Origin of the sequence: Actinoplanes oryzae (genome assembly GCF_030757795.1) — a bacterium.
GTDB lineage: Bacteria > Actinomycetota > Actinomycetes > Mycobacteriales > Micromonosporaceae > Actinoplanes.
Genome location: NZ_JAUQWH010000012.1, coordinates 83783 through 94333 on the forward strand (window position 1 = coordinate 83783; position 10551 = coordinate 94333).

At 71.7% G+C, this 10551-nt stretch carries 11 protein-coding genes; 3 read left to right on the forward strand and 8 right to left on the reverse strand.

Annotated features, from left to right (window positions below; genetic code table 11):
• Positions 1–21: 21 nt before the first annotated feature.
• Positions 22–3222: a GH92 family glycosyl hydrolase gene (locus RBH18_RS06790; RefSeq protein WP_306205086.1), complete on the forward strand. Its 3201-nt coding sequence runs from the start codon at positions 22–24 to the stop codon at positions 3220–3222.
• A 209-nt stretch (positions 3223–3431) separates the two neighbouring features.
• On the forward strand, positions 3432–3890 hold the full coding sequence (locus RBH18_RS06795) for an MmyB family transcriptional regulator (protein ID WP_372338876.1): 459 nt from the start codon (positions 3432–3434) through the stop codon (positions 3888–3890).
• A 75-nt stretch (positions 3891–3965) separates the two neighbouring features.
• On the opposite strand, the gene RBH18_RS06800 is transcribed toward RBH18_RS06795, so the two are convergent.
• From RBH18_RS06800 to RBH18_RS06815, 4 genes are all read right to left on the reverse strand, one after another.
• Positions 3966–4748 carry an SDR family oxidoreductase gene (locus RBH18_RS06800; RefSeq protein ID WP_306205087.1) on the reverse strand — a complete coding sequence of 261 codons (783 nt, stop codon included), beginning with the start codon at positions 4746–4748 and terminating at the stop codon, positions 3966–3968.
• Positions 4749–4834: 86 nt separating this feature from the next.
• Positions 4835–5209, reverse strand: coding sequence for a nuclear transport factor 2 family protein (locus RBH18_RS06805; protein ID WP_306205088.1), 375 nt, complete (start codon positions 5207–5209; stop codon positions 4835–4837).
• A 94-nt stretch (positions 5210–5303) separates the two neighbouring features.
• A complete protein-coding gene (locus RBH18_RS06810; protein WP_306205089.1) occupies positions 5304–5855 on the reverse strand; it encodes a DinB family protein in 552 nt (183 codons plus the stop codon).
• A 9-nt stretch (positions 5856–5864) separates the two neighbouring features.
• Entirely contained in the window at positions 5865–6353 is a 489-nt protein-coding gene (locus RBH18_RS06815) for an FBP domain-containing protein (protein WP_306205090.1), read from the reverse strand.
• Between the two features lie 106 nt (positions 6354–6459).
• On the opposite strand from RBH18_RS06815, the gene RBH18_RS06820 reads away from it, so the two are divergent.
• Positions 6460–7020, forward strand: coding sequence for a TetR/AcrR family transcriptional regulator (locus RBH18_RS06820; protein WP_306205091.1), 561 nt, complete (start codon positions 6460–6462; stop codon positions 7018–7020).
• Here RBH18_RS06820 and RBH18_RS06825 read toward each other — a convergent pair.
• The 4 genes from RBH18_RS06825 to RBH18_RS06840 form a co-directional block, all read right to left on the reverse strand.
• Positions 7017–7487 carry a GNAT family N-acetyltransferase gene (locus RBH18_RS06825; protein WP_306205092.1) on the reverse strand — a complete coding sequence of 157 codons (471 nt, stop codon included), beginning with the start codon at positions 7485–7487 and terminating at the stop codon, positions 7017–7019. The two genes, RBH18_RS06820 and RBH18_RS06825, sit on opposite strands and share 4 nt — an antisense overlap.
• Before the next feature lie 47 nt (positions 7488–7534).
• A complete protein-coding gene (locus tag RBH18_RS06830; RefSeq protein WP_306205093.1) occupies positions 7535–8644 on the reverse strand; it encodes a glycoside hydrolase family 53 protein in 1110 nt (369 codons plus the stop codon).
• A gap of 15 nt (positions 8645–8659) precedes the next feature.
• On the reverse strand, positions 8660–9697 hold the full coding sequence (locus tag RBH18_RS06835; protein WP_306205094.1) for a LacI family DNA-binding transcriptional regulator: 1038 nt from the start codon (positions 9695–9697) through the stop codon (positions 8660–8662).
• A gap of 25 nt (positions 9698–9722) precedes the next feature.
• On the reverse strand, positions 9723–10551 hold an 829-nt coding region (locus tag RBH18_RS06840), incomplete at its 5' end, for a carbohydrate ABC transporter permease (protein WP_306205095.1).

Below are 10551 nucleotides of genomic sequence, written 5' to 3' on the forward strand. Positions count from 1 at the left end.
AATGTTGACCGGAGGTTCACCGTGCTCCGTTCGCTCCTCACGACCGCCGTCCTGCTGGCGGGGGTGGTCCACGCTTCGCCCGCCTCGGCGCAGGCCGATCCCGACCCCGTCGACCTCGTGCACCCGTTCGTCGGCACGCAGAACTTCGGGAACACGTTCCCCGGGGCGAGCGCGCCGTTCGGCATGGTCCAGGTCAGCCCGGACACCGGCGGCCAGGGCGGCTACGACTACCAGCAGGGTTCGATCTACGGCTTCAGCCAGACCCACCTGTCAGGGGTCGGCTGCGGCGTGGCTGGCGAGCTGCCGATGCTGCCCACCACGGGCGCCGTCACGAGTACGGACGTCAACGTCTACAAGTCGCCCTACTCGCACGACGACGAGGACGCGTCGCCCGGCTACTACCGCGTCGGTCTGTCCAAGTACGGGACGCAGGCCGAGCTGACGGCGACGCAGCGCACCGGCTGGCAGCGCTACACGTTCCCGGCCACGGACGCCGCGAACGTCCTGTTCAACACGGGCAAGGCGAACCAGTCCGTCTTCGACTCCGAGATCCACGTGGTCGGGGACCGCACGGTCGAGGGCCGCGTGCACGCCGGGAACTTCTGCGCCGGCAAGGACCAGCACACCGTCTACTTCACGGCCACGTTCGACCGGCCGTTCGCGTCGTACGGCTCGTGGCGGGGAAGTTCCGTCGTGGCCGGTGACAGGGACGGGACCAATGGTGCCTACGTGACCTTCGATGCGTCCGAGGACAAGGACGTCGTCGTCAAGGTCGCCCTGTCGTACACCGGCCTGGACGGCGCGCGGAAGAACCTCGCGGCCGAGACCGCCGGCTCGTACGACTTCGACGCCACCCGGGCCGCCCTGCGCGCGACGTGGGCCGACGAGCTCGACCGCATCGAGATCGGCGGCGGCACCTCCGAGCGGCGCAGCGCCTTCTACACCGCGCTCTACCACTCGCTGCTGCACCCGAACGTGGCCGGCGACGTCGACGGCAAGTACGTCGGCTTCGACGGCGAGGTACACACCGCGTCGGGGTACACGCCGTACCAGAACTTCTCGCTCTGGGACACGTACCGGCCGCAGAACCAGCTGCTCGAACTGCTGACGCCCGACGTGGCCCGCGACGTCGCCCTGTCGCTCGTCGCGATCGGCCGCGACGGCGGATGGCTGCCGCGCTGGGCCCTCGCGAACAGCGAGACCAACATCATGACCGGCGACCCGGTCACCCCGTTCCTGGTCGAGGCCTGGTCCAAGGGGCTGCTCGAAGGCCACGAGGAGGAGGCGTACGCACTGCTGCGCAAGAACGCGACGTCGCAGCCGCCGGCCGATTCGCCCTACAACGGCCGGACCGGTCAGGACTACTACGCCGACCGTGGCTACATCCCGTCCGGTCTCGAGCTGGGCGAGGACTGCGTGCACAAGGGCGGCGACAACGACTGCGTGCACCCGGCCTCGGCGACGCTCGAATACTCGGCCGCCGACGCCGCGCTCGCGCTGATGGCTCGCGGGCTGGGCAAGACCGCGGACGCCACGATGTTCGCCCAGCGCGGCCAGTGGTACCGCAACCTCTGGGACTCCTCGATCAAGCAGTTCCGCCCCCGCACGGTCGACGGCACCTGGCTCACCCCGTACGACCCGGTGGCCGCGTCCGAGCAGTTCCACGAGGGCGGCGCGTACCAGTACCAGTGGCTCGTCCCGCAGGACCCGTCCGGGCTCGTCGAGCTGATGGGCGGGCGGAAGGCGACGTCGTCGCGGCTGGACGAGTTCTTCGCGTACGACAAGCTGCTCGCGGACCCGGCCGGCACCGCCCGGACCGACTGGATCGCGGCGCCGTACGAGTACTACAGCAAGAAGACGTACAACCCGAACAACGAGCCCGACCTGCTCGCGCCGTACATGTACCACTGGGCGGGCGAGCCGGCGAAGACCGCCACCGTGGTGCGCGCCGCGATGACGCTCTTCACCACCGGCCCGGACGGCATGACCGGCAACGACGACCTCGGCACGATGAGCGCCTGGTACGTCTTCTCGTCGCTCGGCCTCTACCCGACCATGAGCGGCGCGAACTTCCTCGCCGTCTCCAGCCCGCAGTTCCCGTCCGCCACGGTCCGGACCAACGGGAAGGTCCTGCGCATCACCGCGCCGGGCGCCTCGGACGACAAGCGCTACATCCAGAAGGTGGCCCTCAACGGCAAGCAGGTGACGAAGAACTGGGTCACGTGGCAGGACATTGCCAAGGGCGGCACGCTCGCACACACCCTCGGCACCACGCCGTCGCGCTGGGGCACGTCGGCCGCCGCGGAGCCGCCGTCGGTGAACAACGCGCGGGCCGACTCGCGTACCCACGTCGACCTGTCGATCCGCCCGGCGTCGGCCGCGGTCCCGGCCGGTGCCGCCACCACCTCGCGCGTGACCTTCGAGGCCGACGTCGTCGCGCAGGCGCCGCTGCTCATCGCCCCGCGCGTCACGGCGACGGCCCCCGCCGGCTGGAAGGTCACCGTCAAGCCCGCCGTCAAGGTGCTGGTCAGCAACCACCTCCCGGTCGGCTGGACGGCGACGGTCACGGCGGAGGCCCCGGCCGGCACGCCCGAAGGCTCCTACCCGATCAGCGTCCGCACCGGATCCGTCACCCGCACCGCGACGGTCACCGCCGTCAAGCCGCTGACCTGTGCCACGTCGACGGCCGGCTGCCAGGTGGATCTGACTCCTCAAGCCACCCTCGACGGCACGGCGACCGTGGCCGACACCACCTCCGGCAACTACGACGGGGGCGGCTGGAGCTACGACGCGTCGCTGCTGCCGGCCGCCGGCCCGGTGACCTGGGGCGGCGTGACCTACCAGGCGCCCGACCCGACCGGCACCAAGGGCAACTTCGTCCCCGCCCGCGGCCAGTCCCTGCTCGTCCCCGGCTCCTCCACCGCGATCAACCTGGTCGCCGCCAGCCACAACGGCCCGGTGACCGGCGCCGTGACCATCGGCTACACCGACGGCACGACGTCCGCGGCCACGGTGACGATCGCCGACTGGTGCGGCACCGCGGCGGCCGGCACCACCCAGGTCCTCGCCATGCCGCACCGCATCAAGGCCGGCACGGGCGTCGACGGCCCGCCGGTGAGCCTCTTCGCCGCGTCGCTGCCGGCGGCGCCGGGCAAGCAGATCCGCTCGATCACGCTGCCGGACGACCCCCGCATCACCGTGTACGCCCTGACGCTGTCCTGAGCCGCGCCGTGCCCCCGGCCCGCGCCGGGGGCACGGCCGTCACCGCCGGTCCATCAGGTACCACATGACGCTGAACCGGCCGTCCCGCACCTGCTAGAACGCCGTCTCCGTGACGGTGACCGGAGCACCGGGAGCGAAGCCGTTCCACTGCTCGACCGGCTCCCCCGGTCGGTGAGGCGGGCCGCGATCCGGTCGCCGTCGACGAGGAGATCCTCGTCTTCACCGGCGCCCCGACGCGCTATCTGCGCAACGCCGAGGAGGAGCGCCGGCTGCGGCTGGAGCTGGTGTCGGACCTCCGCGAGGCGCGCAGCCGCTATCCGAAGGACAAGCTGCTCGGCGAGCTCCTCACCGAGCTGCACGCGGCGAGTGCCGACTTCGCCGCCCTGTGGCACGAGCGCCCGGCGCGCGGGCTCACCGTGACCAGCCGGACCTTCCTGCACCCCGGCGTCGGGCCCCTCACCGTCGACAGCGACATTCTGACCGTACGCGACAGCGACCTCCGCCTGATCGTCTACACCGCCCCGCCCGCCAGCGCCGCGGTGGCCCAACTCGAGCTTCTCGCGACGAGCCTTCGGCAGCCGCTCGCCCAGGGCAGGCGAGCCGGTGGGGAGGCCCAGGGGGCACGAGCCGGGACGGCCGCTGCGGTGACGAGTCCGGTGGCCGGCTAGCAGCCCGGCCATCCTCCGGCCGGCGCCGGCGGGGTCGCCCGCGCACCGGTCGCCGGTGCCGCGCGGGAGCGGGAGTCACCGTGCGGACCAGCCCCCGTCGGAGGCGATGGTCTGGCCGGTGATCCAGCCGGCCTCGTCGCTCAGGAGCCAGGCGGCCAGGCGCGCGGTGTCGGCCGGCGTGCTCCAGCGGCCGCCGGGGATGAGGCGGGTGACGGTGGCGCGAGTCGTTTCATCGGCGTACCCGGTGTCGTTCGGGCCGGGGTTGATGCAGTTGACCGTGATGGCTCGCGGCATCAGGTGGACAGCGAGGCTGCGGGTGAGCTCGTGCAGGGCGGCCTTCGACGCGATGTAAGGCACCTCCGCCGGCATGGCACCGTGGTATTGCCCGGAGGTGAAGAGCAGCAGACGACCACCGGGGCGGCCGTCGTGCTGGGCGGTGAAGGCCTGGGCCAGCAGGAGGGTCGCGCGGGTGTTGACCGCGTAGCTCAGATCCAGCTCGCCCGCGGTGAGGGTCTCCAGGGACTGGGTGCTGCTGCGCGCGTGGTTGGCGACCACGGCGTCGACGTGCCCGAAGGCCTGCCGGGCCGCGGCGACCAGGGCAGCCGGGGCTGTGGGTCCGGCCAGGTCGGCGGACACGTGCTCGACGCGGCCACCGGCCCGGCGCAGCTCGTCGACGAGGGCGGCCGGGCCGCCGGGGTCGGCGCCCCAGGGCTGCTCGGCGTCGTGCGGCGCCCACGAGTGCAGGAGGACGGCGGCTCCGTCGGCGACGAGGCGACGGGCCACGGCGGCGCCGATGGCGGCCCGGCGGCTGGCGCCGGTGACAATGGCAACGCGGTCGTGCAGGGGTGCGACAGGCATCTCCCGATGGTCGTCGCCGGGCAGGCTCGCCGCGCGCTGATAACGGCGCCCGGCAGGCGATGAACGAGCGGCGGCCCCGCGCCCGGTCAGGCCTGGGTGGGCGGCGGGCCGTCGAGGAGGGTGTAGAGGACGGCGATGCGGCCGTCGGCGACCAGCGAGACGTCGAGGCCGCTCACGACCGGGTCGGCGCCCTCGGGGCCGAACTGCCACGGGAGCATGACGAGGTCATGGGAGATGCGGACCGGGCCGGCGGGGCGGAAGGCGAAGCCGGGCGAGCTCTCCAGCAGTTCCTTGGCCTTGGCGTCGACGGCGGCGCGGCCGGTGACGGTGCTGTCGGGGTCGTGGAAGACGATGTCCTCGGCGTAGGTCTGCTCGGCCGCCTTGGCGCGGGCGGCGTCGTCGCGCTCGTTGAAGACGCCGAGCAGATTGGCGTAGGCGAGGTCGGTCAACGGATCGGACATGGTCACGCTCCTCAAGGAATTCGCTGCGACGATCCTTGCACCGGCGATCCACCCCGGCCACGTGCCGTCTGTCACCCGTACGGGGAAAGGGCGTTCACGACCCGGCTGCGGGAGGCGCGGGCCGCCAGCCGGGCGGCGGGTCCTCGCCGACGCGGCCGTCGACCGCCTCGCGCAGCAGGTCGGCGTGGCCGGTGTGCCGGGCGTACTCCTCGATCAGGTCGCAGACCAGCCGGCGCAGGCTGGCCGGCGTGCCGCCGGGGCCGGTCAGCGCGATCGGCTGCCCCAGGCCGCCGTCGGCGAGTGCGGCGGCGAGCCGCTGCCGCGACCTGGCGACGGTGCGGTCCCAGAGCGCGTACAACGCTTCGGGCGTGTCCTGCTCGGTGAGGACGAACTCCGCGCCGTCGGCGCCGAGCACGTCCCAGCGTTCGGTGTACGGGCTGCCGTCCAGCTTGGCCTGGAAGTAGTGGTCCTCGACGAGCGCCAGATGCTTGAGCAGCCCGCCGAGCGTGAGGGCCGATGCGCCGATCCGGGCGCTCAGGCCCGCCGCGTCGAGCCCGTCCGCCTTCCAGCGGAACGTCGTGCGCTGCCGGTCGAGGGCGCCGGTGAGGTGCTCCTCCTCGGTGCCGGCGAAGGGTGGTTCCGTCATGGGGGCACGTTAGCCGGGGTTCCGGACGATCTGCTGCAGGAATGCGTCGAGATGGGCCGTGAGGCGGGCGGTCTTCTCCTCGAGCGCGATCGTCTCGGGCAGCCGGGCGCCCGGCCCCGCGTCCCGCAGCCCGCGCAGATAGAGCGAGCAGCCGAAGTCGGTGCAGAAGTAGGCGCCGACCGAGTCGCCGCGCTTCCCCGCCTTGCCGGCGCGCGGCGCGACCATCAGCGACACCCCGCCGAGCGGCGTCACGGTGCACATCGAGCACATGCTGCGGCGCATGCGGGTCTTGCCGGGCGAGGGGCTGCGCAGGACGACGGATATGCCGGGCACCGCCACGTACGCCCGGTCGGGTGCCCGGGGATCTCGCCAGCCCAGATAGTCGAGGTCGGCCCAGGGCTGTCCGGCCAGGTCGCGCGGCACGTGCAGGCGGGCGGCCTCGCCCTTGCTGCAGTTCACGAAGGCGCGGCGGAGCTCGGTCTCGGTCAACGGCGTCATGCCTCAAGACTAATACCCTTAGGCAATCGATTTAAGGTCGAAGGTTGCAGCCGCCCGATCACTCTGCGACGATCGGACGGAGAGTTCCCGGCCCTGGAGGTGCGCGTTGCCTCCGGCACGCAAACGAGCGGACGCCCAGCGCAACGAGCAGGTCCTGCTCGACGCGGCGGCGAGCGTCTTCACCACGTCCGGCGTCGACGCCCCAGTGCGTGACATCGCCACCAAGGCCGGCGTGGGCATGGGCACGATCTACCGCCACTTCCCGACCCGCGCCGACCTGATCGTCGCCGTCTACCGGCACCAGATCGAGACCTGCGCCGAGGCCGGCCCGGCACTGCTGCGCGACAGCCCCGGCCCGTACGTGGCCCTGGCCCGCTGGATCGACCTCTTCGCCGACTTCCTCGTCACCAAGCACGGGCTCGCCGAGGTCCTGCAGTCGGACACGCCCGGGTTCGCCGCGCTGCACGGCTTGTTCGTCGAGCGCCTCGCCCCGGTGCTCGCCGACCTGATCGCGGCCGCCGAGGGAGCGGGCGAGATCAAGCCGGGCATCCAGGCGTACTCGCTCATGCGCGGCGTCGGCAACCTGTGCGCGGGCGACAGCAGCGACCCCGCCTACGACGGCCGGATGATGGTCGGACTCCTGGTCGCCGGCCTGCGCGCTCGTTAGGCCCCGGCCCAGCCGTCCCCGGAGAGACTTCTCGGCGGGCGGGCGAGGTAGGCGGTCTTGGCGTCGCCCGAGAAACCGCAGGCGCGGTAGAAGGCGTGCGTGGCCGGGTTGCGGGAGCTCGTGGCGAGCATCGCCTTGTAACAGCCCGCGTCCCACGCCGCCCGCAGCACCGCCGCCATCAGCTGCTTGCCCAGCCCGGTGCCGCGCAGCGCGGCGTCGACCACCACGTTCTCGACGACGGCGTACGGCCGTGCGGAGCGCGACAGGTTGGGGATCAGGTTCAGGTACGCCGTGGCGACGACCCGCCCGTCGAGCTCCAGCACGTAGAGGTCGCACGTGGACGCGGCGAGGATGCCGTCGAAGGTCGCCGCCGCGGTGGCCGGGTCGAGGGGCGGATCGTCGGGGTTGAGCTGCGCATAGAGGCGGAGGACGGCGGCGAGATCGGCTCGGTTCGCTGGGCGGATCATGTGCGGAGCCTACGGCCCGCTCCGCGGGGAGCGGGCCGCGGAGAACCTCAGGGCGTCCAGCGGATGTACGGGTTCACATGCCCCGTCCAGTCGAACGTCGCCATGTTGTCCCAGCCGTCGCCCGTACCGTTGATGTCCGCGGGGTCCCAGCCGTTGCCGGGCACCGCGTACCACGTCGGCTCCCAGTAGAAGACGCCGATGGCGCCGGCGTTGCGGGCCGTGTTCTGCACCCACGCGAACTGCTGCGCCTGCCCCTGCGACGTGGCCGGGATGTTGTCGCACAGCACGGTGCCCGGGATCGAGTTCTTCTCGCTGTCCGCGTCGGCCGTCGTGAACTGGTACGCCGTCTCGGCGATGACGACCGGCTTGCCGTACCGCGTCCGTACGTCGGTGATGACGTTGTAGAGGTTCGCCAGCGTGCCGTGCCACATGCAGTAGTACGACAGCGCGGTGATGTCCCACTGCACGCCCTGCGCCGTGATCCCGTCGTAGAACCAGCGCGCGTTGGCCAGGCTGTCCGCGTCCGCCACGTGGATCATGACCTTCGTGGCGCTGTTGCACGCCTTCGTCGCGTTGTAGCCCTGCTTCAACAGGCCGGCCAGCGGCGCGAAGTTGTTGTTCGTGACCTGACCCTCGGGCCACAGCATGCCGACGTTGATCTCGTTGCCGATCTGGACCGAGTCGGGCGTGGTGCCCTGCGCCTTCAGGCTGGTGCAGACGTCGTACGTGTACTTGTAGACGTCCGTGCCCAGCTGCGCGAGTGAGTGCGACGCCCACGCCGCGGGCTTGAACTGCTTGCCCGGGTCGGCCCACGTGTCGGAGTAGTGGAAGTCGATCAGGAGCTTGAGCCCCTTGGCCTTGATCGCCTTCGCCTGCTGGAGCACCTTGGCCTTGTTGTTGTAGCCGCTGGCCGGGTTGTTCCAGATCCGCAGGCGGGCGTAGTTGACCCCGGCGGACTTCAGGATGTCGTACGGGTCCTTGCGCGCGCCGGCGGCGTCGTAGTAGGGCGCGCCGAGGTCGAGGCTGCGCTGGAGCGACGACACGTCGGCGCCCAGCATGGACAGTGTGGTGGCCGCTCCGGCGGGAGAGACGGTGGCGGCGAGAGCGAGGACAGTGGCGCCGAGGGCAGCGGCCAGAGTCCGGACGGATCGGTGCACGGTGGATCCTTTCCGTCAGACAGCGGGCGACGACTCCCTGAGGACGAGCGTCGTCGGAACCGTGATGGAGAGGGGGGTGCGTCCGGCGATCACATCGGTGAGCAGCCGGACCATCTCCTCGCTGATCCGGTCGAGCGGGTTGCGGACCGAGCTCAGCGGGGGATGCTGAGTGGCGGCGAGGCCGGAATCGTCGAAGCCGACGATGCGGATGTCGCCCGGGACCTCCCGCGCCAGCGACCGCAGCACGGGAAGCGAGCCGGCGGCCATGGAGTCGGAGGCTGCGAAGATGCCGTCGATGTCCGGCGCGCGGGAGAGCAGGTCGCGGACGGCCGCGGCGCCGGAGGCGTGGGACCAGTCGCCGTAGGCCACCAGCGACTCGTCGTACGGGAGGCCGTGCGCCCGCAGGGCGTCGGAGTAACCGCGCAGCCGGTCGACGCCGCCGGACGTGTCCTGCGGGCCGGCGATGTGCGCGATCCGCCGGCACCCCGCGGCCAGCAGGTGCGAGACCGCCGACCGGGCGCCGGCCCACTCGTCGGCGGCGACCGAGCTGATCGTCGCCTCGTGCCCGAGCACCTGCCCGCACGCCACGATCGGCACGCCCGCGTTGACCAGCTGACCCAGCAGCGGGTCGCCGGAGTGCGGGGAGACGAGCAGGATCCCGTCGACGTGACCGCCGCTGAGATAGGTCATCGCCCGGGTGCGCTCCTCGGGCGTGGCGGCGATCATGAGGATCAGGGTCAGCTCGTGCGTGGCGAGGGCCTGGGCGACCCCGCGCAGCAGGACGGCGAAGTTCGGGTCCTCGAAGAGCAGGTGCTGCGGCTCGGTGAGCAGGAACGCGATGGATCCCGACCGGCCGGTCGCCAGGGAGCGGGCGTGCTGGTTGGCGGTGTAGCCCGTCCGGGAAATGGCGTCCCGCACGGCCCGCACGGCCTCCGGGCTCACCCACTCCCGGCCGTTGAGCACACGGGAGACGGTGGCGTAGCTGACCCCGGCCTCGCGCGCGACGTCGCGGATGGTCGGCCGCTTGCGCCCCGCGTTCGGCGAGGTCGGCACGGTAGGGATCATAGCCACGACCGCCTCAGGCCTTGACCGCACCGGCGGCCAGGTCGACCTGCCAGAAGCGCTGCAGAGCCAGGAACAGAGCGACCAGGGGTACGACCGACAGCAGCGCGCCCGTAACGACAGCCGTGTACATCGCGGGTTGCTGGGCGCCCTGGTTGAGCAGTCCGCTCAGGCCCACGGTCACGGGGAAGAGCTTGTCGTTGCCGAGCATGATGTACGGCAGCATGTAGTTGTTCCAGATCGCGACGAACTGGAAGAGGAACACCGTCACGAGCCCCGACCGCATCATCGGCAGCACGACCGTGGCGAAGGTCCGCCAGTCGCCGGCGCCGTCGACGCGGGAGGCCTCGAGCACCTCGTTCGGGACGGCCGCCGCGGCGAAGATCCGGGCGAGATAGATCCCGTACGGGCTGATGACGCTCGGCAGCAGCACGGCCCAGTAGGTGTTGGTCATGCCGATCTTCGCCAGCAGCAGGTACTGCGGGATGGCCAGGATGACGCCGGGCACCAGGACGCCGGCGAGCACCATGTTGAAGACGACGCCCTTGCCGGGGAACGTGAACTTGGCGAGCGCGAAACCCGCCATCGCCGACACGAGCGTGGAGGCGAGCGCCCCGACGCCGGCGTAGAGCGCGGTGTTCGCCATCCAGCGCCAGTAGAGCCCGTCGCGATAGCCGCTCAGGTCGGCGATGTTGTCGACGAGGTGGGTGCTCGGCAGGAAGGTGAACGTGGAGAACAGCTCGTTCGGGCTCTTCGACGCGGCGACCAGCACCCAGAGCACGGGCAGCAGGCAGTAGACCGCGCCCAGCAGCAGGAGGATCGTGGCGGTGGGGGACCGGCGGGCC